The organism is Pseudomonas sp. DVZ6 (assembly GCF_024259445.1).
GTDB lineage: Bacteria > Pseudomonadota > Gammaproteobacteria > Pseudomonadales > Pseudomonadaceae > Aquipseudomonas > Aquipseudomonas peradeniyensis.
The window spans coordinates 57,627-82,037 of the sequence record NZ_JANCLM010000008.1 but is presented as its reverse complement, the minus strand read 5'-3'; the positions used below and the strand labels follow the sequence as shown (position 1 = coordinate 82,037).

Genomic DNA, 24,411 nt, shown 5'->3' with positions numbered 1-24,411 from the left:
GGGCGTGTACGCTCGGGTCAGTCGCTGTCGCGATGGCGATTACGATGAACGAACAGGCCTGAGCCTGTGCAGAACTGCACATCCACCTTCCTTGGAATTTACCTTGGCCAGGAACATTGCCGTGCAGGGGGATGTTGCTAAAGACCCCGACTTCCGAATGATGTGTAGGAGGATTCTGAAGGTTGTCGGATGTTAGTCAGACATGTCTTTGTGTATTCAGCCTAAACGCCAGGCCTTTCAAGGTGTTCGCCGTAACTCTTGCAGCGCCTGTCAGATCGAGCGCCGCCCGCGCGGCGCATCGCGACGCAAGGCCGCTCCTACATCTGTTTCGGGCCAGTCAATCCTGTGACATTACCTGGTACGCCTTGTTGGTACGACGCGGTTTCAGCGTGGGCACCACTGGCGCCCCACCTGTCTCACGACATGCACCAAGGCGGGCAACCATGGCCTGACAGGTTTGGCACGTTGCAACAAATGTAGGAGCGGCCTTGCGTCGCGATGCGCCGCGCGGGCGGCGCTCGATCTGATAGGCGCTGCAAGCGTTAAGGCGAACACCTGGTAGCCCTGATGCGGTCAATAGCCCTCGCGCCAAAAGACCTTGAAAGGGATGAGCCTAAACGCAGATAGTCCTTCAGAATCAGGTTTTCCAGAAAAACGTGGTCATGCGAGACCACCAGCAGCGCCCCCTTGAACTGTCGCAACAACTGCTCCAGCGCCTCGAGCGACGGCAGATCGAGGTGGTTGTTCGGCTCGTCGAGCAGCAGCAGGTCCAATGGCTGTTCCCGGTACAGCACGGCAGCCAACGCGACCTTGAGCCGTTCGCCGCCACTTAGCAGGGCACCGGGCAGTGCGATGCGTGCCGCATCGATGCCCAGTTGCGCCAGCCGACGATGCAGTTCGTCGCGCTGCAGGCGAGGATTGGCGGCGCGCAGGTGTTCCAGTGCGCTATGTTGCGGTTCCAAGCGGCTGCCGTGCTGGTCGAGCAGGGCCACTTCGCCAGTCAGCCGCAGGCTGCCCGCGCGCGGCGCCAGTTCACCGGCCAGCACCCGCAGCAGGGTGGACTTGCCGCTGCCGTTGTCGCCCACCACCCCCAGTCGCTGGCCCAGGCACAGGCGCAGGTCCAGCGCCGTGGTCGTGCCCCGTGGCAGGTACAACCCTTCCAGGGCCAGCACCTCGCGTCCGGCATGTCGTTGCGGCGTGGGGGCGTGCAGCACGATCGGCACCTCGCGTTCGACCTGACGTGCCGCCTCGCGCACTTGTTCGTCCAGGGTCGCCTTGGCATCCCGCAGCTCGCGGCGCTGGCGCCCGGCGGTGGCCTGGCTGCGCTGTTGCTGGCGGTCGAGCAGAATCTGCGCCTGGTTCGCCTGCCTGGCCTGGCGCCCGGCGCTGGCCTGGTGACGCTCGAGATTCTCGCGCTGACGTTGCAATGCCAGGGCCTGGCGTTGACGTTGCTGCTTGAGGCGCAGCAATTCCTGCGCGGCCAGTTCGGCCTGCGCGGTGCTCTGCTGCCGGTAGAAGGCGAAATCGCCGCCATAGGCGCGCAAGCCAAGGGGCGACAGTTCGACGATGCGTGCCATGTGCCCGAGCAGTGCCCGATCGTGACTGATCACCAGCAGGCCCTTGTCCCAGCCCTGGAGCATGTCCAGCAGCATGGCCCTGGCACTGCTGTCCAGGTGGTTGCTTGGCTCGTCGAGGATCAGGTAGTCGGCCTCGCTCAGCCAGGCGCCGAGCAGGGCGACGCGCATGGCCTGGCCGCCGCTCAGGCGATTGGCCGGGCAGTGCGGGTCGAGATGACCCAGGCCATGGCGTTGCAACTGAGCCTGCAATCGCGAGCGGATGTCCCAGCGATCGCCGACTGCGTCGAAGTCCGCCGGGTCGATGCTGCCGCGTTCGATCCGTTCGAGGGCGCGCAGGGTGCCACCGATCCGGGCCAGGTCAGCGAGAGTGGCGCTGTTGGCGAGTACCTGCTGGTCGAGATGATGCACCCGGCCATGGCGCAGGCAGTGGCCCTGGCTGGGCTCGCGCAGGCCGGCCAGCAGTTGCCCGAGCAAGCTCTTGCCCACGCCGTTGCGTCCGACCAGGCCGGTGTGGCGCAGGTCGAAGGATTCGTTGAGGTCAGTGAAAAGTGGCCTGCCATCGGGCAGGACCAGGGTGACGCTGTCCAGCGTCAGGATCGACGAGTTCGTCATGCACAACTCCACTCATGCCGCGACATCCCCGGTGTGAACCGGAGGCTGAAGACTGGCCGTCAGGCTGACGGCGGCATCAATGGCGCATTGGACGAATACCTCGTGGTATGGAGTGGGTGCAAGACTAGTCCAGCAACGCGTTGGAAGGCAACGTTTTCGCCTATGCGCGTCGTCAGCACATGCGCAATCCCCTGTAGGAGCGGCCTTGCCGAGGCGTCGGACCGGCCGGAAAGGGCTGCGTAGCAGCCCCGGCGATTGATGCGTCAACGCTGAAAACCTGGGGCCGCTACGCGCCCCCTTCGCGGCACGAGGCCGCTCCTACAGGGACCGCGCAGGGCTTGAAGGGCTCAGCGCAAACGCCGGTTCCAGTCGCCGCCATGATCGCGCCAGCATGCCTCTTCGCTGTCGAAGCGCACATGCCAGGCCACATGGTCCAGCTCGATCCCCGCGTCGCTCAGCGCCTGGGCGGTCAACGCGATCATCCGCGCCTTGTCCGTGCCGGCCAGGGCCCGGGCCTTGTCGGTGTCGTCGGTGAACACCCAGGTGATGCGCAGGCTGGCGGGGAAGTCGTCGAGGTCCACCTGATGGGTGAGCCAGGCGAAACCGACGATCTCGCCCTGGGCGGTGGCGCAGGCCTCGGTCAGGCAGGCGACCATCTCCCGCTCCAGGCGCGCCAGGGCACGCTTGCCGCCGGCCATCAGACGTTGTCGATCTGCTGGCAGAAGCGCAGGCGGTTGCCGAACGGGTCGGCGACCTGCATCTCCAGGCCCCAATCGACTGCCTCGGCGTGCGGTCGCGCATAGCCGTATTGTTTGGCCAGCAGTTCACGCTCCAGGGCCTTGAGGTCCTCGACCCGGGCGAACACTGCCGCGCCCGGCGTGGCGTCGCCGTGGTGCTCGGACAGGTGCAGGATCAGACCGTCGCGGTGGACCTGCATGTACAGCGGCAGGTCCGGGGCGAAGCGGTGTTCCCAGTCGAGCTGGAAACCGAGGAAGTCGAGGTAGAACTCCCGGGCCTTGTCGACCGAAAAGATCCGAAGGATCGGAATGGCGGGGGCGAATTGCATGGGGGCGTCCTTGGCTCGAAAAAGGGCAGGGTGGTCACTTTAGCGCACTTCGCCATCGAGGCAGGCACCCGAATTGCGCGCCGGGGCGCAGGCGCTCTGGGCCGCAGCCTTGTGGCATGACTGACGGTTCGAAAGTTTCATCATCGTTCATCTGCGCAGTTGGCCCGCTCCCTGCTATATCCCATCAGCGAATATTGATCGAGTGGTCAGCCCGGCGTGCCCGCAAGCCCCCGCGCTTGACCCTCAATCCGGCCGCCAGGCCACGGATTTCAGGGGTTCCAGGATGTCGTTGGCGCAACAGATCGACCCACCGCAGGCTGACCCGGGCTGGAGCGCCCATCTGCAGTTGCGCTTCGTCCAGCGCGAGGGCGTGACCCGCCTTGGTGCGCGCCGTCATGTCGGACCTCTTTTGGTGCAGCGACCATTCTACCCGGAGGGCGCGCCGTGCCATGTCTATGTGCTGCACCCGCCCGGCGGGATCGTTGCTGGTGACCGCCTGGAGCTGGACATCCACCTGGAGACCGGCAGCCACGCCTTGCTGACCATGCCCGGCGCCAGCAAGTTCTACCGCAGCATTGGCCCCACCGCGCGCCTGGCCCAGCGCTTTCACCTCGCCGCCGGCAGCACCCTGGAGTGGCTGCCCCAGGACAGCATCTTCTTCAACGGTGCGCGGGCCTGCCTGGACAGCCGCTTCACCCTCGAGCCCGGTGCCCGCCTGCTGGCCTGGGAGACGCTGTGCCTGGGTCGCCCGGTGATGAGCGAGCGCTTCGAGCAGGGCGCCCTGGACAGCCGATTGCGCATCGAACTGCCCGGTGAGCCCGGCCTGCAGGAGCGCCTGCGCATCCAAGGCGGGCACCTGGACAAGCTGGCCGGGCACCCGCTGATCGCCACGTTCTGCGCCGCGCCGGCCGACCAGGCGCTGCTCGACCAGGTGCGCCAGGCCCTCGACGAACTGGCCACGCCCGCCGGCGCGACCCTGCTCGGCCCGCTGCTGGTGATCCGCCTGCTCGATCATGACAACCAACACCTGCAACGTAACCTGCAGCGCCTCTGGCACCTGCTGCGCCCGGCCGTGCTCGGCCTGGCGCCGTGCCCGCCGCGCATCTGGGCCACCTGAAGAGAGCCGCCATGGAGCTGACCCCGCGAGAGAAAGACAAACTGCTGCTGTTCACCGCTGCCTTGCTGGCCGAGCGGCGCCTGGCCCGTGGCCTGAAACTCAACTACCCGGAAGCGGTGGCGCTGATCAGCGCCGCGGTACTCGAAGGCGCCCGCGATGGCCGCACGGTAGCCGAGCTGATGAGCCTGGGGCGCGAGGTGCTGGTGCGCGAACAGGTGATGGCCGGTGTGCCGGAGATGCTGCACGACGTCCAGGTCGAGGCGACCTTTCCCGACGGCACCAAGCTGGTGACCGTGCATGAACCCATCGTTTGAGGAAGCCGGCATGATCCCCGGAGAAGTCCAGGTCGCCGCGGGCGACATCGAGCTCAATCTCGGCCGCCAGACTGTCAGCGTCAGCGTGGCCAACCATGGCGACCGCCCGGTGCAGGTGGGCTCGCACTACCACTTCTATGAAGTCAACGACGCCCTGGTATTCGAGCGCGAGCCGACCCGTGGCTATCGCCTGGACATACCGGCCGGCACCGCGGTGCGCTTCGAGCCGGGGCAGGCGCGCACCGTGCAACTGGTGGCCTATGCCGGCAAGCGCGAGGTGTACGGCTTCCAGGGCAAGGTGATGGGCGCGCTGGAGGGCAGGGCATGAGCCGCATTTCCCGCCAGGCCTACGCCGACATGTTCGGGCCCACCGTCGGCGACCGGGTGCGCCTTGCTGACACTGCGCTGTGGGTGGAGGTGGAGAAGGACTTCACGATCTATGGCGAGGAGGTCAAGTTCGGTGGCGGCAAGGTGATCCGCGACGGCATGGGCCAGGGCCAGATGCTCGCGGCCGAGGCCATGGACCTGGTGTTGACCAACGCACTGATCATCGACCACTGGGGCATCGTCAAGGCCGATATCGGTGTCAAGCACGGGCGTATTGCCGCCATCGGCAAAGCCGGCAACCCCGATGTGCAGCCTGGTGTCACGGTGCCTGTAGGGCCGGGTACCGAGGTGATCGCCGCCGAAGGCAAGATCGTCACCGCCGGCGGCATCGACTCGCATATCCACTTCATCTGCCCGCAGCAGGTGGAAGAGGCGCTGACCAGCGGCGTGACCACGTTCATCGGCGGCGGCACCGGCCCCGCCACCGGCACCAACGCCACTACCTGCACCCCCGGCCCCTGGTACCTGGCGCGCATGCTTCAGGCCGCCGACTGCCTGCCGATCAACATCGGCCTGCTGGGCAAGGGTAACGCCTCGCGGCCCGAGGCCCTGCGCGAGCAGATCGCCGCCGGCGCCGTGGGCCTCAAGCTGCACGAGGACTGGGGCTCGACGCCCGCCGCCATCGACTGCTGCCTGGGGGTGGCCGAGGAGATGGACATCCAGGTGGCGATCCACACCGACACCCTCAACGAGTCGGGCTGCATCGAGGACACCCTGGCCGCCATCGGCGAGCGCACCATCCATACCTTCCACACCGAAGGGGCGGGCGGCGGCCACGCGCCGGACATCATCCGCGCGGCGGGCCAGGCCAACGTGCTGCCGTCCTCGACCAACCCGACGCTGCCCTACACCGTGAACACAGTGGACGAGCACCTGGACATGCTCATGGTCTGCCACCACCTGGACCCGAGCATTGCCGAGGACGTGGCCTTCGCCGAGTCGCGCATCCGCCGCGAGACCATCGCTGCCGAGGATATCCTTCACGACATGGGCGCCTTCGCCATGACCTCCTCCGATTCCCAGGCCATGGGCCGGGTCGGCGAGGTGGTGCTGCGCACCTGGCAGGTGGCGCACCAGATGAAGCTGCGCCGCGGCCCGCTGGCGCCGGACGGCGCCTACAGCGACAACTTCCGGGTCAAGCGCTACATCGCCAAGTACACCATCAACCCGGCATTGACCCACGGCATCGCCCACGAAGTCGGTTCGGTGGAGGTGGGCAAGCTGGCCGACCTGGTGCTGTGGGCGCCGGCGTTCTTTGCGGTCAAGCCGGCCCTGGTGCTCAAGGGCGGGATGATCGCCACGGCGCCGATGGGCGATATCAACGGCTCGATCCCGACCCCGCAACCGGTGCACTACCGGCCGATGTTCGGCGCCCTGGGCGCGGCGCGGCATGCCACGCGCATGACCTTCCTGCCCCAGGCCGCCGTGGACCGTGGCCTGCCCCACGAGCTGAAGCTGCAGAGCCTGATCGGCGTGGCCCATGGCTGCCGGCGGGTGCGCAAGGCCGACATGGTCCACAACACCTTGCAACCGCTGATCGAGGTCGATGCCCAGACCTACCAGGTGCGCGCTGACGGCGAGCTGCTGGTGTGCGAGCCGGCCCACGAGCTGCCGCTGGCGCAGCGCTATTTCCTGTTTTGACGGCTTGAAAGTGGGGCGTGGGAGCGGGCTTGTCGTAACGCCGCACCGCCCGGATCACCGGCAGCGCCGGTGCCATTGATCGCGGGGCAAGCCCGCTCCCACGGTGCCTATCGTTGCAAACCTGGTTTTGTTTGTAAGGAGTGAACATGATCGTACTGACCCGCCGGCTTACTGAAGCCGCCCCGGTGACTGGCAGCGTCACGCTGACTGTCGACAGCCGCATCAAGAGCCGCCTGCGCGTGATCCTCGACGATGGCCGCGAGGCCGGGTTGATGCTCGAGCGCGGCCATCTGCTGCGTGGCGGCGAATTGCTGGGCGACGCCGAAGGCACTCAAGTGATCCAGGTACTGGCCGCGCCGGAGGCGGTGTCCACGGTGCGCTGCACCGACCCGCACCTGCTGGCCCGCGCCGCCTACCACCTGGGCAACCGCCATGTGCCGCTGCAGATCGAACCGGGCCTGTTGCGCTACCAGCACGACCATGTGCTCGACGACATGCTGCGCGGCCTGGGACTGGAGGTGGTCGCCGAACAGGCGCCGTTCGAGCCCGAGGCCGGTGCCTACCAGAGCGCGCCCCATGGTCATTCCCATGGCCACGCCCATCCGTTCGTACGCCTGCCAGCCCATTCCTGACCTCACCCTGGAGCCCACAATGAAAAAGACTTTCGCCCTGGTACTGCTGATGGTGGCCCTGCCGGCCTTCGCCCACCCCGGCCACGACGCCAACCCGCTGCAGGACGGCCTGCTGCATCCGCTGACCGGGCTCGATCACCTGCTGATGCTGCTCGGCACCGGCGTGCTCGCCGCCCTGACCCGGCGCAACCTGACCTTGCCGCTGGCGACCCTGGCGGCGATGTTCGGCGGCGCGGTGTGCGGCCATCTGTTCGGCGACGTGGTCGGCATGGAGCAGATGATCCTCGGCTCGCTGCTGGTGGCCGCTGCCGCCATGCTGCTGCCGAGCCGCCAGTTGCTGCTGTCGCTGATCATGCCGGTGTTCGCCCTGTTCCACGGCTGGGCCCATGGCGTGGAAGCCACGCCCAGCGCGTTCTGGCAGTTCAGCGTCGGCTTCGTCACGGTCAGCGGCTTGCTGCTGGCTGTAGGCTTCGGTGTCGGCTGCCTGCTGCGCCGCCATGCCGGCCTGCAGAAAGCCTTTGGCGGCGGCCTGCTGGCCGGTGCCGCGCTGGTGCTGGCCGGTTGATGACCAGCGACCTGGCGCTGCTGCGCCTGCTGCAGCTGGCCAGCCCCGGGCTGCCCGTGGGTGGCTTCACCTATTCGCAAGGCCTGGAGTGGGCCGTGGAAGCTGGCTGGGTGAAGGATGCCAAGGGCTTTGCCGCCTGGCAGCGCGAGCAGTTGCACGACACCCTCGGCCATCTCGATTGGCCGCTGCTGGCGCGCCTCTACCGGGCCTGCCAGGCGGACGATGCCGAGGCCTTCGCCCACTGGAGCCTGTTCCTGCTGGCCAACCGCGAGACCGCCGAGTTGCGCCTCGAGGAGCGCCAGCGCGGCAGCGCCCTGGCGCGCCTGCTCGATGGCTGGCAGCTGGCGCAGGCTCCGGCCTGGCGCGCCAGCCTCGAACTCAGCCAGCTGGGCGGCATGGCCTGGCTCGGCGCGCATTGGTCGATCCCGTTGCGCCAGCTCGCCCTGGGCCATGGCTTCGCCTGGCTGGAAGGCGCGGTGATGGCAGGGGTGAAGCTGGTGCCGTTCGGCCAGCAGGCCGCCCAGACCTTGCTGCGCGACCTGGGCGAGGCGCTGCCCGCCGTGCTCGACCATGCCCTGGCCCTCGATGACGACCAGCTCGGCGGCGGCCTGCCGCTGCTGGCCATCGCCTCATCGCGTCACGAAACCCAATACACCCGATTGTTCCGTTCCTGAGGACTGCCTAGATGGAAAACTACCAGCAACCCCTGCGCGTCGGTGTCGGCGGCCCGGTCGGTTCCGGCAAGACCGCGCTGCTCGAGTGCCTGTGCAAGGCCATGCGCGACCACTACCAGATCGCCGTGGTGACCAACGACATCTATACCAAGGAAGACCAGCGCATCCTCACCGAGGCCGGGGCCCTGGCGCCCGAGCGCATCGTCGGCGTCGAGACCGGCGGCTGCCCGCACACCGCGATCCGCGAGGACGCCTCGATGAACCTGGCCGCCGTCGAAGATCTGGCGCGCAGGTTCGGCAACCTCGAAGTGATCTTCGTCGAGAGTGGCGGCGACAACCTCAGCGCCACCTTCAGCCCGGAACTGGCCGACCTGACCATCTACGTGATCGACGTCGCCGAGGGCGAGAAGATCCCGCGCAAGGGTGGGCCGGGGATCACCAAGTCGGACTTCCTGGTGATCAACAAGACCGACCTGGCGCCTTATGTCGGTGCTTCGCTGGAAGTGATGGAGCGTGATACCCGGCGCATGCGCCCGGAGCGGCCATGGACGTTCAGCAACCTGAAGAAGGGCGAGGGGTTGCAGGCGGTGATCGACTTCATTGTCGAGCGGGGGATGTTGGAGAAGGATAAGTGATGAAATTGGTGTCTAACTCGGCATTTTCGACATATTTCCTACGGTTTAGGCGTTGATTTCCGGGTTATGGATGGGCCTTTGGTGAAAGCCGTTTCCTGCGACAAGGGATATTGTGTGTCGGACTGATGACAGGGCGGAATGAGAAGTTTCACTTGTCGCGGTTAAACCACATTATTTACTGAAGGAAACTGTTATGAAAATGTTCGCATTTGTCGCTCTGTTGGCCACTGCTGGCTTAGCTCAGGCTCAATCGTCCTGGTTGCCGATGCCGATCGAATGCCCAGAGGGTTACTACCCGACGGCAATGGGATCCTGCCAGCCTGATTTCGACTTCGACTAAGTCAAGTCAGCTGTTTCAATGCGATACCCGCGCCGCTGGGCAGTCATGCTCAGCGGCGCTTTTTTTGCTTGCTGGCCTTTCTCCTGAGCGTGGGCTGCCCAACCTCAAAGCGTATTGTTTCAACTCAGCGCCAATGTCAGCACCATTGGCAGCGTCACGGCGGCGATGATGGTCTGCAGGGCGATGATGGTCGCCATCAGCGGCGCGTTACCACCCATCTGTCGGGCCATCACGTAGGATGACGAGGCGGTGGGCAGGGCCTGGAACAGCACGGCCACCACAGCCGCCTGGCCGCCCAGCCCGAGCAGCCGGCACAATGCCCAGGTGGTCACTGGCATGACCAGGAACTTGAACAGTGCCGAGACTACCAAGGGCTTGGCCTGCTGGCCGATCCGCGCGCCACCCAGTGCTGCGCCAACGCAAAGCAGTCCTAAAGGTAACGCCGCCTGGCCCAGGGCTTTGACCGTGGGCTCCAGGCCTGCTGGCAGGCCCACGCCCGTCAATCGCAGCAATAGCCCCCCGGCACAGCCGATGATCAGCGGGTTGGCAAAGATCGCCTGGAGTACCACGGCCGGCGAGCTGTGGCGTGCGCTGAAGCGAGCGAAGACCAGCACACAGAGCAGGTTGACCAGCGGCACGATGGCGGCGTTGGCCACAGCCGCCAGGGCGATGCCGGCCGTGCCGTAGATACCGGCGGCCAGGGTCGCGCCAATGTAGTTGTTGAAGCGCACGCCACCTTGGAATACCGAGGTGAAATCGGCACCGTCATAATTGGCAACACCCTGGTAGAGCACCAATAACAGGGCGCCAAGCAGCGTCGAGAGCATTAACACGCCCACCATGCCCAGCACCGGCACGCCGTCGAGGTTGGCGGTGGCCAGGCCGTGGAGGAACAGCGACGGCAGCAGCACGTAGTAGCTCAGGCGCTCGGCGCCGGGCCAGAAGGTTTCGGCGAGAAAGCCACGCACTCGCAGCCAGGTACCGAGGGTGATGAGCAGGATGATCGGGACGAGGGTGGTGAGCAGCAGATGAAGCATGGGGGCGGGTCCGTGGTCGGGTACCGTCACAGACTAGCGGAGTGGAGTGAGCAGAAAAAACGGTGTTTTCTTGAGCGACTATTGAGAAAAACTGCACGAACTGAAAATCCGCGCTCCATGACCAATGCGTGACTCATTGATTTAATTTTATCCTGTGGGAGCGGCTTTAGCCGCGAACACCGGCGAAGCCGGTGCCATCCACTGCGTCGCTTGCTTCGCGGCTGAAGCCGCTCCCACAGGGTGCGCGCTGACCGCGCAATCATGGTTCGCGGCGCGACACTGTGATCAGGCCTCCAACGCGGTCCTCAACACTGCACTCAAATGCCGGCGCTGACTCTTCTCATGCTCCAGCAGCACCATACGCCGGATCAGCTGCGGTTCGCCGAAGGGCAGCACGGTGGCTGCTGGCAGCCGCTCGAGGTCGTCGTCGCTCATGGGAATCACCGCCACCCCCAGCCCCATGGCCGCCATACGCGCCAAGGCCTCCTGGCTGTCCAGTTCCATCTGCTCGTTCACCTGCAGCCGCTGACGACGCAGCTCCTGCTCGATCTGCCGACCGGCCCAGGCGCGTTTGTCGAAGCGCAGGAACGGCTGCTCGGCGAGCAGCGTCGGCAGGTTCTGGCCGGCCAGTTCCGGGCTGGCGATGGCCCAGAAGCGGTCCTCGAACAGCGGCGTGTACTGAAGACTCTGCGGGTAGGGGCTGACCGGCTCGGTGGTGATCGCCGCGTCCAGCTCCCCATCCTCGACCCGTCGGGCGAGCTCTGCCGACATGCCCGAAACCACACTGACATGCAGTTCGGGGTGGTGCGCCTTGATCCACACCAGCGCCTTGGGCAGGCGCCGGGCAAGCACGGTATGAATTGCGCCGATGCGCAGACGCCCACGCAAGCTTGGGCCGCTGGCCAGGGTGTCTGCCAGCTCGTCGTAGGCGGCCAGGATGCCTTCGGCACGGACCACTGCGAGTTGGCCAGCCTCGGTCAGCATGACCTGGCGGCGGCTGCGGTCGAACAGGGAGACCTGCAGTTCGACCTCCAGGGTCTTGATATGCAGACTCACCGCCGAGGGGGTCAGGCTCAGCAGGTCGGCGGCGCGGGCGAAGGTGCCGTGGCGAGCGATGGTGACCAGGGTGCGCAAGGCTTTGAGGGACACGCGGGGCAGGCTCCGGTTCGTGGCTTGGCAGGTTGGGCCGTGCAGGAGGGGGGAGGCGGGTACGATACGCGAAAACATGGTTCCACGCTGAAGGCGAGCGTTGGCCTGAGGTCTGATCACGCGAAGGATGCTGGAGGACAAGATTGTGGGAACACTGATGGGCGAAGTCTTGGCTCAGATGGACCGATTTCATTGTCGTACGAGGCGCCCACGGATCAATGTCGGACTGCCGCCGGTCATCATCGGGCTAGCGCTTGGTTCGGTTTGTAGAACAGGAAGTGCGTGGTCTCGGCCGTCTTGCGGTAGGCCTTGGCCCAATCCGGGTTGACGTTGCGGTCGTGAAAATACAGCGCGCCGCCGGTGGGGTCCTTCAACTGCTGGTTGAGGGCCTTGCGGGCAATTTCCTTGGCCACTGCATAGCGTTCCTCTTCTTCCACCTGATCGGGGCGTCCATCGCACCACCAGGAAAACTGGCAGCTCTTGCTCTCTACACCTTGCTTGACCACCGCGCAGACGCTGTCGGGAAAGCCCTCGTGCCCCAGGCGATTGAGCACCACGCTGGCTACCGCACCCATGTCCTGGGCATTGGCACCCTTGGCCTCCCAGTAGATGGTGCGCGCCAGGCAGGTGATGCTGTCATCCATCGGCGACTGGCCCGCCGGGTCGACCGCCTGGACTTCTCCAGGGGTCAGGGTCTCCTGCTTTTTCGGCGGTGGTGCATCCTCGGCCACCTTTTCTTCCAGTACCTGAGCCTTGTCTTCGGCGACCGCGGCTTTCTGGCTGTCAGCGGCGGGGAGGAGGCCTGCGAACAGGGCGAGGGACAGGCCGAACAGCATCCACGGTAGGCGCATGGTCGATATTCCTGAGGGTGGGCTGTCTACAGTCTAGCTGCACGGCTTCAACTCAGCGCCCAGGTCGTCCATAAGCCTGGCTGATGCGGTCGATGACCATCGCCAGGGCGACGATCGCCAGCCCCGCCTCGACGCCCTGGCCGACGTTCAGGGTCTGGATCCCGGCTAGCACGTCTTCGCCCAGCCCGCGGGCGCCGATCATCGACGCCACCACCACCATCGACAATGCCATCATCACCGACTGGTTGAGCCCGGCCATGATGCTCGGCAAGGCCAGCGGCAGGGCGATGCGGCGCAAGCGCTGCCAGCGGCTGGCGCCCAGGCCGTGGGCGGCCTGCAGCAGCGACGGGTCGATCTGCGCCAGGCCCAGATCGGTCAGGCGAACCAGCGGCGGCAGGGCATAGATGAGGGTGGCGAACACCGCTGGCACCTTGCCCAGACCGAACAGCATCAGCACCGGGATCAGGTAGACGAAGGCCGGCAGCGTCTGCATCACGTCGAGCACCGGCAGAATCAGGCGCCGGGCCAGGGGGCGAGTGGCCAGCAGGATGCCCAGCGGCACGCCGACCAGCACGCACAGGCCGGTGCTGACCAGCACCAGGGCGAGTGTCTGCAGCAGCTTGTCCCACAGCCCGAGCATGCCGATCAGCGCCAGCAGCAGCGGCAACACCAACGCCCGTGCCAGGCTGCGGCTGGCGTGCCAGGCCAGCAGCCCGACCAGCAGCAACAGCAGCCACCAGGGCAGTAACCGGAGCAGGTTCTCCAGGCCCACCAGCAGTTGCAGCAGTTGGTCGGAGATGCTGCGCAGGTGATCGCCATAGTGCAGCACCAGCCAGTCGACCAGGCGGTTGACCCAGGCGGCGAAGGAGAATTGCAGGGCTTCGGGGAAGCCGCCGCTCACAGGCCGGCCTCGACCTTGGCGGCGTTTTCGGCGGGCATCCAGGCCTTCCACACAGCGGGGTTGTCGCGCAGGAAGGCGAGGGCGGCCTCGCGGGGCGGCTGGCGGGTTTCGCTCATGCGTGCCAGGGCGGTGTTCAGGGTGATGATGGGCAGGTCGACCTTTTCGAACACCGCGACCAGCTCGGGGTGGGCGTCACGGAATGCTTTCGACACGCCGATCGAGAGCTTGGCCGGCAATGAGCGGCTGCCTTTAGGGTTGGGGTTGGCGGCATCGGTCAGGGTGGCCCAGGCGGTGGCATCGAAAGGCGGTTCCTCCAGGCGAACCAGGTCGTAGCGGCCCATCAACGGGGTCGGGCTCCAGTAGTAGAACAGTACAGGCTGACCTCGGCGGATCGCCGAGCCGATCTCGGCGTCGAGGGCGGCGCCGGAGCCGCTGCGGAAGTTGTTGTACAGCCCGTCCAGGCCGTAGGCCTTGAGCTTCTGGCTGTTGACGGTCTCGGAGGTCCAGCCGCTGGGGCTGTTGAGGAAGCGGCCTTTGCCGGGTACCTCGGGGTCCTTGAACACTTGGGGGTAGTCTTTGAGGTCGTAGACGCTGCGCAGGTCCGGGGCCAAGGGTTTCAGGTCGCGTGCAGGGTCGCCCTTGATCACGTAGGCCGGCACCCACCAGCCTTCCTCGGCGTTCTTCACCGTGTCGCCCAGGGCGAACACCTGGCCGGCCTGTTCGGCCTTGACCCAGGCGGGGCTGCGTCCGGCCCATTCCTCGGCGATTACCTGCAGGTCGTTGCGCGCCAGGGCCACTTCCATGCTGACGGTACTGCCGGGGAGGGTGTCGGTGGGGTAGCCGTAACCGTGTTCGACGATCAGGCGCAGGATCTCTGTGGTCAGGGCACCGCTTTCCCAGCCGATGGCGCCGAAGTGGATGGGGGCGGGTTGGTCCGCAGCAGCGGCAGAATCGGTGCTGGCCAGGCCGAAGGCGAGGAGCAGGCTGGCCAGAAGGGTGGGGACTTTCTTCATCGGGGCCTCGTCGGTTGCCGGTCCTTGGGTTCGGGCAGAAGTGTAGACGACGAAGTTGCCGGGGCTGCTGCGCAGCCCTTTCGCGGCACAAGGCCGCTCCTACAGGGGGCGCGTCAGCATCTGTAGGAGCGGCCTTGTGCCGCGAAAGGGCCGCAAAGCGGCCCCGACGGGGTGGAATCAAACGCGGAACTGATCCATCAGCCCCTGCTGCTGGTTGGCCAGGCTGTTGAGCGACTGGCTGACCCGCGCCGATTCGTTGGCCTGGCCGCTCAGCGACTCGGTCACGTCACGGATGGTGGCGACGTTGCTGTTGATCTCCTCGGCCACCGCGCTCTGCTCCTCGGCGGCGCTGGCGATCTGCAGGTTCATGTCGGTGATCACGGTCACCGCCTGGCCGATGCGCTGCAGCGCGGTGACGGCCTGGCCGACCTGCTCGACGCCGCCCTGGGCCTGGCGGTGGCTGCTGTCCATGGCGCCGACCACTTCCTGGGTACCGGCCTGCAGGGCTTCGATTACCTGGCGGGTTTCCTCCACCGACTCCTGGGTGCGGCGGGCCAGGTTGCGCACCTCGTCGGCGACCACGGCGAAGCCACGGCCGGCCTCACCGGCGCGAGCGGCCTCGATGGCGGCGTTGAGCGCCAGCAGGTTGGTCTGCTCGGCGATAGAGCGGATCACCTCGAGCACCGAGCCGATCTTCTCGCTGTTGCGCGCCAGCCCCTCGACCTGGGCCATGGCGCCGCTCATGTCGGCGGCCAGGGTGTCGATGCTGGTGGTGGTGCGGTCGATCACCGCCAGGCCTTCGCGGGTCGCCTGGTCGGCTTCGCGCGCGGCCTGGGCGGCCTGGGCCGCGCTGCGGGCAACGTCCTGGGCAGTGGCGCTCATCTCGTGGGAGGCGGTGGCCACCTGGTCGACCTGGCGGTATTGCTGCTCCATGCCGGCGCTGGTCTCGGCGGCAATCGCCGCGGACTGGTCGGCGGTGCCGCGAGCGGCCTGCACCGAGCGTTTCACCTCGGCGATGGTCGGCTGCAGCTTGTCGAGGAAGCGGTTGAACCAGCCGGCCAGCTCGCCCAGCTCATCCTGCTTGTCGTACTGCAGGCGGCGGGTCAGGTCGCCTTCGCCGCTGGCGATGTCCTTGAGCATGGCGGCCACGCCGAGGATCGGCCGGGTCACGCCGCGGGCCATCAGCCACACCAGCAGCAGGCCGGCGATGGCGGCGGCCAGGCCCAGGCCCAGTTCGAGCAGGGTACCGCTGGTGTTGAGGGCGTCGAGTTCAACCTTGAGGGCCTCGGCCGGACCGGTCAGGGCGCTTTCCGGCACGTCCAGCAGCACGCCCCATGGCTTGCCGCCAGGGATCGGCTCGAAAGCGGCCAGCACTTTCAGGCGTTGCTGGTCGTGAAGGATCTGCAGCTTGCCGTCGGCGAGCTTGCGCACAAGCTCCGCGCCCTGGGTGCGGTCGACCTGGTCGAAGCGCTGGGCCAGCTTGCCGGCGTCGGCGCTGTAGCCGGCCAGCAGGCCCACGGGGCTGAGGATGCCGACGGTGGTCTGGCCGTCGTAGAGGCTGCGGCTGGCGGTCTGGCTCAGGGCCTGCAGGCTGTTGAGGTTGATGTCGATGGACAGGGTGGCGATGACCTTGTCGCCCGCCTTGAGCGGGAACACGATGCTGGTCATCAGCACGCGCTGGCCGTCGATGTCATAGAAGTACGGCTCGACCACGCACACCGTGCCGGTGCTGCGCGGGCACACCCACCAGGTGTTGGCCGGCTGGCCGCTGGGGCCGATCTCGGTGTTGGCCATGTCGTGCTCGGGCAGGGCCATCGAGGTCAGCTGGCCGACCCGCGGCTGCGACCAGTACAGGGCGAAGCGCCCGGTCTCGTTGCTGCCCAGTTCGCTCTGGCCGGCGAACAACTTGTCCTTGCCATCCAGCGCGCCCGGCTCGAATACCAGCGACAGGCCGAGCAGGTCGGGGTTGGCCTGCAACGCGGCACGCACCTGGGCGGTCATGTCCTGGCGCAGGTCGTAGGCGTCGAGGAAGCGTTTCTCGGCCTGTTCGCGCAGGAACAGCACCTGGCGGGCGAAACCGGCGCCGTACTGGTAGGCGTCCATGAACTGGCGGCGGATGTTCAGGGCCTGGACCTCACCCTGGGATTCGATGCGCGACTGGGCCGAGTCGGAGAGCATGCGCATGCTGCTGGCTTTCACCAGGTCCGAACTGTGGTCCATGCGGTACAGCGAAAGGCCGACGAGCAGGGTGACGATGGCCGCCAGGCACAGGCCCGCCAGCAGGGTGATCTTCCATTGGATGGAGAATTGTCGCAGCAAAGGCATGGGGAAAATCCCTTGTAATAGGTTTGATGCTGCCGACTGTGTCGGCCTGCTCGGATTTTTCTTTATTCAAACGTTCAATTAAACCCTGCGACTTTCGTCTATTCCCTACGCGATGTTGCGGCGCAGACGCTTTTGACTTCTGCCGGCCTGTGCTTCAGAGTGTGCGCCCTTCATAACAACATCCCCTGGTCCGGCCACTGCCTGCGCGCAGTCTGTCGCCGGAATGCCCGCTTTTTGTCTGTCGTAACGAGGTTCGCACACCATGAATGCAGTGATTGCCGCGGTCGGGCTCATGCTGATCCTGAGCCTGTCCCGCGTGCATGTGGTCATCGCCCTGATCATCGGCGCCCTGGCCGGAGGCCTGGTCGGTGGCTTGGGTATCGAGGGTACGCTCAAGGCCTTTAATGGAGGCCTGGGTGGCGGGGCCACGGTGGCCCTGTCCTATGCCTTGCTCGGCGCCTTCGCGGTGGCCATCGCCAAGTCCGGACTGGCCCATGCCCTGGCCGACCGGGCGCTGGCGATGATCGATCGCCAGGGCCATGCCGACGGTGGCAAGGTCAAGTGGCTGCTGGTCGGCCTGATGCTGGTGGTGGCGGTGTCGTCGCAGAACATCCTGCCGATCCACATCGCCTTCATTCCCTTGCTGGTGCCGCCGCTGCTGTACGTGCTGACCCGCCTGCGCATCGACCGCCGGCTGATCGCCTGCGTGATCACCTTCGGCCTGATCACCCCGTACATGTTCCTGCCGGTGGGCTTCGGCAACATCTTCCTCAACGAGATCCTGCTGGCCAATGTCAGCCGCGCCGGGGTGGACGTCAGCGGCGTCAATGTGACCCACGCCATGGCCATCCCGGCGGCGGGCATGCTCGCCGGCCTGTTGCTGGCGGTGTTCTTCAGCTACCGCAAGAAGCGTGACTACGACCTGGAACGCATCGAACAGGTCGAGCAGGTCAGCGTGCAGTACAACCCGGTGACCCTGCTGGTGGCCGGGGTGGCGATCGGCGCCGCGTTCATCATCCAGCTGTGGCTGGATTCGATGATCATCGGTGCGATGGTCGGCTTCCTGATCTTCTCGCTGTCGGGCATCGTGCGCTGGAAGGACACCGACAGCCTGTTCACCGAAGGCATGAAGATGATGGCGATGATCGGCTTCATCATGATCGCCGCCTCCGGCTTTGCCGAAGTGATGAAGGCCACCGGCGAGGTGAAGAGCCTGGTGGAAGCCTCGGCCCAGTGGATCGACCACAGCAAGGGCGTCGGCGCGCTGCTGATGCTGCTGGTGGGGCTGCTGGTGACCATGGGCATCGGCTCGTCGTTCTCCACCGTGCCGATCCTGGCGGCGATCTTCGTGCCGCTGTGCGTGCAGCTGGGCTTCGACCCGCTGGCCACCGTGTGCATCGTCGGTACCGCCGGCGCACTGGGTGATGCCGGATCGCCGGCGTCGGACTCGACCCTGGGGCCGACCTCGGGGCTGAACGTGGACGGACAGCACCATCACATCTGGGATACCGTGGTGCCGACGTTCATCCACTACAATCTGCCGCTGCTGGCGTTTGGCTGGTTGGCGGCGATGACGCTCTGATCTGCTGTCACAGCCGCACGCTGTCTCTGTAGGAGCGGCCTTGTGCCGCGAAAGGGCCGCGTAGCGGCCCCGGCGATTTTGTGTAAACGCTGAAATCCTGGGGCCGCTGCGCAGCCCTTTCGCGGCACAAGGCCGCTCCTACAGGGGCAGAGGGCGCAGCTTCAGCTCAGCCGCGGGTCGGCGCGGGGACGATGCGGTTGAGGACGGTGCTGCCGTCCTTGCTGCGGGTCAGGTACACCGGCAGCACCTTGGGCAGGGTGTCGACCAGGCGTGCAACCTCGCTTGTGCTGTAGACACCGCTGATGCGAATGCTGGCGGTGCTGTCGTCGGCCACCATGAGCGGCTTGTCCAGGTAGCGGTTGATCACCGGCAGGGCCTGGCCGAGGCTGAGGTTGTCCAGCACCAGCTTGCCGCTGCGCCAGGCCAGGCTGTTGGCGTAATCGTCGCTCTGGTTCAGTTCGGGTTCGAAATCGCCCTTGTGGTAGCTGGCCTGCATGCCCGGGCCAAGACGGTAGCCGCCAGTGTTGCCGCCGGCGCTCACCAGCACCGAGCCTTCCACCAGCGTCACCTTGACCTGGTCCTGATACTTCCACACGTTGAACTGGGTCCCGGTAACCCGGGTCTGGCCGTTGGCGGCGTGGACGATGAACGGGTGGTTGCTGTCGTGGGTGACCTTGAAGAATGCCTCGCCCTTGACCAGGGTGACCTTGCGCTCGTCCTTGTAGTTGAGGAAGCGCAATTCGCTATGCAGGTTCAGCTCGACGCTGCTGCCGTCGCTCAGGCGCACGTGGCGCAACTGGTCGGTGGCTTCGAAGTGCTGGTAGCCGTTGGGCAGCCAACCTTGCTCCCAGCCGACCCAACCGGCCAGGGGCAACGCGAGCAGGGCGATGGCGGCAGCCGAGGCGAACGGGCGCCAGTGACGCGTCGGCGTCGCTTGCCGGGTGGGCAGTGGGATCACCTGGGCGCTACGTGGGAGCAGGTCGGCGGTGTCCCAGATTTCCAGCATCGCCTGGTATTCCTCGGCGTGCCGCGGGTCGCTCGCCAACCATTGGCCGAACGCCTCGCGCTCGCCCGCCGTGCAGTCGTCGGCGTGCAGGCGCATGCACCAATGCGCGGCGGCATCGGTAATGGCATCTTCGTCGCTTGGAATGTGGCGGTCCTGGTTCATCGCGGCTCCCGGTTTTGCGGCATTCTACCCCCGGGCGGGTGCTTCCGAGAACGAGTTAATGGCGAATGACTATCAATTGTGCAGTTTTTCGTCGTATCTGAGGTTGGGTTTCATCTGCGACAGGGTGATTTGCCGGTTTGCGTGGGCGATCCCCTGGCGCATGGCACCGGCTGCGCCGGTGTTCGCGGGCAAGCCCGCTCCCACAGGGACCGCGATGCGATGCAGGAAACAATACTCGAGCGCGCATCGGATACCCTGTGGGAGCGGGTTTACCCGCGAAGAAGGCAATGCGTTTTATGGCACCGGCTGCGCCGGTGTTCGCGGGTAAACCCGCTCCCACAGGGGTGGTTGCCTGCGTGGGAGCGGGCTTGCCCCGCGATGGGGCCCTTCAGACGGTACGCAGGCGCGCCTTTTCCACCTGCTGCATTTCCACGCCATCGAGCAACGCCTCGACTACCGCCTTGGCCGCGTCCAGCCCGTGGTCGTTGCCCAGCAGCAGGTCGTGACAGGTGCCGGTCGCCAGCTCCATGGCCTTGAGGTTGGTGGCGAATGCGCCCTTGAGCAGGGTGGACAGGTGCACCAGCGCATCCTCGAAGTCCACGCCTTCGCGCACGGCGAACAGGGAAGGGTGGCTGCATTCGCAGTTGCCGAAGCTGGAGTGCGCCGTGGTGGCGCGGGACGGAGGATCAGGTAAGCCTTTTGTCATTGTGTCGCTCCTTGATTCAATGGAGCCGCCACTCGACGTGACCAAACGAATGGGTGGCGACTGTACGCGGGTTGGTCAACCGGGAATCAAGGAAACCGGCGCGCACGGAGGCGCCCCACGCACAGCCGCCATAGAACGAGACAGCCGGGCACAAAAAAAAGCGCCAACTGAATCGCAGAGCGGGCGCTTGTGCGCCTTGATGTTCGCGGGTGACCAAACCCGGTTGCTGGATTTACAGCAGCGAGCGAAGGTTACCGGGGCGGAGCGATCGATTCAAGGATTGAAGTGTAAGCAAGTAATCGAATGACAAACGTTTTAAATGGGTCAGCTGATCTCCCGAACCGGCTCCATTTTGCGCACCAGATAATCAATCAGTACCTTCTTGCCTTTGGAGTAATCGTTGATTTGCTCTCGCATCGTCGCTTGGTTGGTTGCGTTGGGAGCAGCAACATAGTTACGGCTCGCCTCTACTGCTCTGTGGAGCTGGCGAACTACATCCTCCAAGAGGTCCCGATCATCGGAGGTAATACCAACATTTGGTAGGGTGAAACCGGCCACGGTACCGTCGATGCGATCAGAATTGGGCAGAGTATGGGCGCTGGAAAGAGCGTTCTGCGTGGTGACCTGATTGATAAGGTCCGAATGACCTGGGTAGCGCAGTTGCAGTGTGTCCATTTCAGTGTGATGAATGGAGCTTACACGGTCGACTTGAGTGCTCTTGGGCAGGTCACTAAGTTGGCCTAAGTCGACAGAACGGCGTTGGAGTGCCTGCTTGAAGGCTCCTCTGGGATCTGCATGATTTATAGGGTCTCCGGCACAGTATCCGTATGAATTGACGCCCCCATCAACGAAAGGACTCAACTTGTCCGGTGAGCAAAACCTCATCAGCACCGGATTATAGGCACGATGCCCGTTGCCCAGTAGGTAGACCGCTGCCTGTGGATCACGCATCACACCATTGAAGCCAAGGCGTAAACAAGGCGACTCGCGAACCGGATCGTATCCATAGGCCGAATAGGCAAACCCATGGCTTGCCCCTCGCAACACCGAGCGTGCCAGGTCGCTCGCCAACAGCCTGGTCACTGGACTGCTCATTGGCGTCCCCACTGTTCAGAAATGACCAATCCACGTTAACGTGCGCCCCTGGCCAGTGAAACTGGCAAAAATGCCAGGTATGGCACTACCGACAAAGAGGACTTGCAATGCCCGAACCCTCCAACCTGCTGGCCTTCGCCCTGATCAGCCTGGGCATGGTGCTGACCCCCGGCCCCAACATGATCTACCTGATCTCCCGCTCCATCTGCCAGGGGCGTGGCGCCGGCTTGATCTCGCTGGGTGGCGTGGCGCTGGGCTTCGTCTTCTACATGCTCTGCGCCGCGCTGGGCATCACCGCGCTGGTCATGGCCGTGCCTTTCGCCTACGACGCCCTGCGCATCGGTGGCGCGTTGTACCTGCTGTACCTGGCCTGGCAGGCGCTGCGCCCAGGTGGGCGTTCGCCGTTCCAGGTCCGCGACCTGCCGGCCGACAGCCCGCGGCGGCTGTTCATGATGGGGTTTCTGACCAACCTGCTGAACCCCAAGATCGCGGTCATGTACCTGTCGCTGATGCCGCAGTTCATCGAGCCCGGCCACGGCAGCGTGCTGGCGCAGTCGCTGGTGCTGGGCAGCACGCAGATCGCCATCAGCGTCACGGTCAACGCGCTGATCGCGCTGATGGCCGGTTCCATCGCCGTGTTCCTGGCCGGCAGGCCGGTGTGGCAGCAAGTCCAGCGCTGGCTGATGGGCACGGTGCTGGCGGCGCTGGCGCTGCGCATGCTGGCCGAAGGACGCCGTTGATCGTCGGCGTCGATCCGATGGAACGTTTTGCCACCGGGCGACTTCTTACCCTCAGAGGAAAGAAAACGTGCCCGGGAAAACCGAGACATGAAAGCGCGCCAGGAGAGCAAGACGGTTAACCTGCAAGCACTGCCGAGTTTCCTGGGCGGCGGTGGCGAAGTCAGCTGCCTGTTGCAGGCGATGGACTGGCGACAGTCTCCGCTCGGAGTGCCGGATGGCTGGTCGCCAGTGCTGCAGTCGGTGGTGGCCATGCTCCTGCCGGCGCAGGCGCAGATCGTGCTGTTCTGGGGGCCGCAGTACATCGCGTTGTACAACGATGCCTACTGGCCGACCATCGGCAGCAAGCACCCCGCGGCCCTGGGCCGGCCCGGACAGGAGCACTGGAGCGAGTTGTGGAACGACCTCGAGCCGCTGCTGCGCGGAGTGCGTGAAACCGGGGTGACCTTCTCGGCCCGGGATCGGCCGTTCTATATCGAGCGACATGGACCGGGCGAAACCGCCTATTTCGATGTCTCCTACTCTGCCGTGCGCGAGGCCGACGGTGGGGTGGGCGGCGTGCTGTGCATCGTCACCGACACCACCGAGCGGGTGCGTTTCCAGCAACGCCAGGCGTTTCTCCAGGAGTTGCGCCAGGCCTTGCCGGGCCTGGGCGAGGCCGAGCGCATAGAGGCCCATGCGGTGCGCCGCCTGGGGGAGGAACTGGGCGCGGCGCGGGTCTGCTTCGGCGAGGACCTGGGCGATGGCCGACGCTATCGAGTTGCTCAGGAGTGGGCCGCCGAAGTACCGTCGATGGTCGGCTTCAACCAGTACTCGGCCTTGGACCCGGCCCTGCGTGAGGCCTTGCTGGCCGGCCAGGCCGTGCAGCGCAACTATGAACCGAGCAAGGGCGCGCCGGCCCGGTTCAAGGGCCTGTGCGCCACGCTGCACATCCCGGTGTTGCGCGCCGAGCATCTGGAGGCGATGCTCGCGGTGCATTTTCATACACCCCATGCCTGGGGCGAGAGCGAATGCCTGCTGGTGGGAGAGGCCGCCCGGCAGGTCTGGGCGGCGGTCACTCACGCCCGTGCCGAGCGCGCCCTGCACATGCTCAACGAAAACCTGGAGGAGCGGGTGGCCAACATGCTTGCCCAGCGCGAGGCCGCACTGGTGCAACTGCATGAAGCACGCAAGATGGAGATGATCGGCCAGCTTAGCGGCGGCATTGCCCACGACCTCAACAACATGCTGACGCCGATCATCGCTTCCCTGGAACTGCTGCGCCGCCATCCACAACCGGAGCGCGCCGAGCGCCTCATCGATGGCGGCCTGCAGGCGGCCGAGCGCGCGCGCAATCTGGTCGGGCGCCTGCTCAGCTTCGCGCGGCGGCAGACCCTCAAGCCGACGACGGTGTCGCTGGCGGCACTGGTGGGGGACATGCGCGAGCTGATCGCTCGCTCGCTGGGCCCGACCGTTGCCATGGAGGTCAGTGTCGAGACGGCACTGCCGGGGGTGCTGGTGGACCCGCACCAGCTCGAACTGGCTTTGCTGAACCTGGTGGTCAATGCCCGCGATGCCATGGGCGAGGGCGGGAAGTTGACCATACGCGCCGGTCTTGGCGGCGACGGTACGCCTGGTCCGCCCGGTCTGCAGACAGGGCCACAGGTGTGGCTGCGGGTCACCGACAATGGCTGTGGCATGAGCGAGGAGGTGCTGGCGCATTGCGTCGAGCCGTTCTACTCGACCAAGGGCGTGGGTCGCAGCACCGGGCTTGGCTTGCCGATGGTGCAGGGCCTGGCGCTGCAGTCCGGCGGCGGCTTCGGCATTCGTTCGCGCGTGGGTGAGGGCACCGAAGCGACCTTGTGGCTCCCGGCCAGCGAGCAGGAGGTGGTTGATGAAGCGGCCAAGCCGGTCGAGGTTCCCCGGGCGCAAGGCCAGATCCGCGTGCTGCTGGTGGACGACGAGCCACTGGTGCGTCAGGCCACGCTCCTGCAACTGCGCGCCCTCGGCTACGAGGTGACCGAGGCCGAGGGACCGGCCCAGGCGTTGGCGTTGCTGGACAAGGGCCTGCTGCCCGATGTGCTGCTGACCGATCATGTCATGGCCGAGACTACCGGCGTGCGCTTCGCCCAGCAGGTGCGCGAGCAGCTGGTGCAATTGCCGGTGCTGATCATTACCGGTTACACCAACCTGACGCCGCGTGAGTTGCATGGCTTCGAGGTACTGCGCAAACCGTTTCGCCAGGACGAGCTGGGGCAGAGTCTGGCGCGGCTATTGGCGAGGCGAAAGTGAACGCTGTGGAGGAAAC

General features: G+C 65.8%; 23 protein-coding genes. 11 read left to right on the top strand and 12 right to left on the bottom strand.

The annotated features are described in order from the left end of the window. Positions 1-542: 542 nt before the first annotated feature. From NMG10_RS06785 to NMG10_RS06775, 3 genes are all read right to left on the bottom strand, one after another. Positions 543-2,189, bottom strand: coding sequence for an ATP-binding cassette domain-containing protein (locus tag NMG10_RS06785; protein ID WP_254464037.1), 1,647 nt, complete (start codon positions 2,187-2,189; stop codon positions 543-545). A 347-nt stretch (positions 2,190-2,536) separates the two neighbouring features. Then, positions 2,537-2,890: a hypothetical protein gene (locus tag NMG10_RS06780; RefSeq protein ID WP_198745506.1), complete on the bottom strand. Its 354-nt coding sequence runs from the start codon at positions 2,888-2,890 to the stop codon at positions 2,537-2,539. Continuing rightward, positions 2,887-3,255, bottom strand: a complete 369-nt coding sequence (locus NMG10_RS06775) for a glyoxalase superfamily protein (RefSeq protein ID WP_050706017.1) — start codon at positions 3,253-3,255, stop codon at positions 2,887-2,889. The genes NMG10_RS06780 and NMG10_RS06775 overlap by 4 nt, the downstream gene beginning before the upstream one ends. A 283-nt stretch (positions 3,256-3,538) precedes the next feature. Here NMG10_RS06775 and NMG10_RS06770 point away from each other — a divergent pair, with 283 nt between their 5' ends. The 8 genes from NMG10_RS06770 (at position 3,539) to ureG (ending at position 9,220) form a co-directional block, all read left to right on the top strand. After that, positions 3,539-4,372 (top strand): urease accessory protein UreD, encoded by an 834-nt coding sequence (locus NMG10_RS06770; RefSeq protein WP_254464036.1) that lies wholly within the window; start codon positions 3,539-3,541, stop codon positions 4,370-4,372. 11 nt (positions 4,373-4,383) lie between these two features. After that, the gene (locus NMG10_RS06765; protein WP_038706005.1) at positions 4,384-4,686 is read left to right on the top strand and encodes an urease subunit gamma; all 303 of its coding nucleotides are present in this window, start codon (positions 4,384-4,386) and stop codon (positions 4,684-4,686) included. A 10-nt stretch (positions 4,687-4,696) separates the two neighbouring features. Continuing rightward, positions 4,697-5,014 carry an urease subunit beta gene (locus NMG10_RS06760; protein WP_232855380.1) on the top strand — a complete coding sequence of 106 codons (318 nt, stop codon included), beginning with the start codon at positions 4,697-4,699 and terminating at the stop codon, positions 5,012-5,014. Next, entirely contained in the window at positions 5,011-6,714 is a 1,704-nt protein-coding gene (gene ureC / locus NMG10_RS06755; protein WP_232855214.1) for an urease subunit alpha, read from the top strand. The genes NMG10_RS06760 and ureC overlap by 4 nt, the downstream gene beginning before the upstream one ends. A gap of 146 nt (positions 6,715-6,860) precedes the next feature. Beyond that, positions 6,861-7,346, top strand: a complete 486-nt coding sequence (gene ureE, locus NMG10_RS06750; protein WP_254464035.1) for an urease accessory protein UreE — start codon at positions 6,861-6,863, stop codon at positions 7,344-7,346. 19 nt (positions 7,347-7,365) lie between these two features. Beyond that, positions 7,366-7,911, top strand: coding sequence for a HupE/UreJ family protein (locus NMG10_RS06745; RefSeq protein ID WP_232855211.1), 546 nt, complete (start codon positions 7,366-7,368; stop codon positions 7,909-7,911). Further along, positions 7,911-8,585, top strand: a complete 675-nt coding sequence (locus tag NMG10_RS06740; RefSeq protein ID WP_203646820.1) for an urease accessory protein UreF — start codon at positions 7,911-7,913, stop codon at positions 8,583-8,585. The genes NMG10_RS06745 and NMG10_RS06740 overlap by 1 nt, the downstream gene beginning before the upstream one ends. Before the next feature lie 11 nt (positions 8,586-8,596). Then, positions 8,597-9,220 carry an urease accessory protein UreG gene (ureG, locus tag NMG10_RS06735; protein ID WP_203646818.1) on the top strand — a complete coding sequence of 208 codons (624 nt, stop codon included), beginning with the start codon at positions 8,597-8,599 and terminating at the stop codon, positions 9,218-9,220. 459 nt (positions 9,221-9,679) lie between these two features. On the opposite strand, the gene NMG10_RS06730 is transcribed toward ureG, so the two are convergent. From NMG10_RS06730 to NMG10_RS06705, 6 genes are all read right to left on the bottom strand, one after another. Continuing rightward, positions 9,680-10,597: an AEC family transporter gene (locus tag NMG10_RS06730; RefSeq protein WP_234561018.1), complete on the bottom strand. Its 918-nt coding sequence runs from the start codon at positions 10,595-10,597 to the stop codon at positions 9,680-9,682. A gap of 285 nt (positions 10,598-10,882) precedes the next feature. Continuing rightward, entirely contained in the window at positions 10,883-11,746 is an 864-nt protein-coding gene (locus tag NMG10_RS06725; protein WP_203646814.1) for a LysR family transcriptional regulator, read from the bottom strand. A 239-nt stretch (positions 11,747-11,985) separates the two neighbouring features. Next, a complete protein-coding gene (locus NMG10_RS06720) occupies positions 11,986-12,597 on the bottom strand; it encodes a cell wall hydrolase (protein ID WP_203646812.1) in 612 nt (203 codons plus the stop codon). Positions 12,598-12,649: 52 nt separating this feature from the next. Beyond that, positions 12,650-13,498 (bottom strand): proline/glycine betaine ABC transporter permease, encoded by an 849-nt coding sequence (locus tag NMG10_RS06715; RefSeq protein WP_198745492.1) that lies wholly within the window; start codon positions 13,496-13,498, stop codon positions 12,650-12,652. Next, entirely contained in the window at positions 13,495-14,511 is a 1,017-nt protein-coding gene (locus NMG10_RS06710; RefSeq protein ID WP_254464034.1) for an ABC transporter substrate-binding protein, read from the bottom strand. The genes NMG10_RS06715 and NMG10_RS06710 overlap by 4 nt, the downstream gene beginning before the upstream one ends. A 177-nt stretch (positions 14,512-14,688) precedes the next feature. Next, positions 14,689-16,836, bottom strand: a complete 2,148-nt coding sequence (locus tag NMG10_RS06705) for a methyl-accepting chemotaxis protein (RefSeq protein WP_254464033.1) — start codon at positions 16,834-16,836, stop codon at positions 14,689-14,691. 262 nt (positions 16,837-17,098) lie between these two features. Between NMG10_RS06705 and NMG10_RS06700 the strand changes: the two genes are divergently transcribed. Further along, entirely contained in the window at positions 17,099-18,418 is a 1,320-nt protein-coding gene (locus tag NMG10_RS06700) for a Na+/H+ antiporter family protein (RefSeq protein WP_198745489.1), read from the top strand. Between the two features lie 166 nt (positions 18,419-18,584). On the opposite strand, the gene NMG10_RS06695 is transcribed toward NMG10_RS06700, so the two are convergent. From NMG10_RS06695 to NMG10_RS06685, 3 genes are all read right to left on the bottom strand, one after another. Further along, positions 18,585-19,586, bottom strand: coding sequence for a FecR family protein (locus NMG10_RS06695; protein ID WP_203646808.1), 1,002 nt, complete (start codon positions 19,584-19,586; stop codon positions 18,585-18,587). A 388-nt stretch (positions 19,587-19,974) separates the two neighbouring features. Next, positions 19,975-20,208 carry a hypothetical protein gene (locus NMG10_RS06690; protein ID WP_028689390.1) on the bottom strand — a complete coding sequence of 78 codons (234 nt, stop codon included), beginning with the start codon at positions 20,206-20,208 and terminating at the stop codon, positions 19,975-19,977. Between the two features lie 408 nt (positions 20,209-20,616). Continuing rightward, positions 20,617-21,375, bottom strand: a complete 759-nt coding sequence (locus tag NMG10_RS06685) for an RHS repeat-associated core domain-containing protein (protein WP_232855204.1) — start codon at positions 21,373-21,375, stop codon at positions 20,617-20,619. 119 nt (positions 21,376-21,494) lie between these two features. On the opposite strand from NMG10_RS06685, the gene NMG10_RS06680 reads away from it, so the two are divergent. Both NMG10_RS06680 and NMG10_RS06675 read left to right on the top strand, forming a co-directional pair. Beyond that, complete coding sequence (locus tag NMG10_RS06680; protein WP_254464032.1) at positions 21,495-22,127, top strand: LysE family translocator; 633 nt, start codon at positions 21,495-21,497, stop codon at positions 22,125-22,127. Between the two features lie 87 nt (positions 22,128-22,214). Then, positions 22,215-24,395 carry an ATP-binding protein gene (locus tag NMG10_RS06675; protein WP_254464031.1) on the top strand — a complete coding sequence of 727 codons (2,181 nt, stop codon included), beginning with the start codon at positions 22,215-22,217 and terminating at the stop codon, positions 24,393-24,395. Positions 24,396-24,411: the final 16 nt, after the last annotated feature.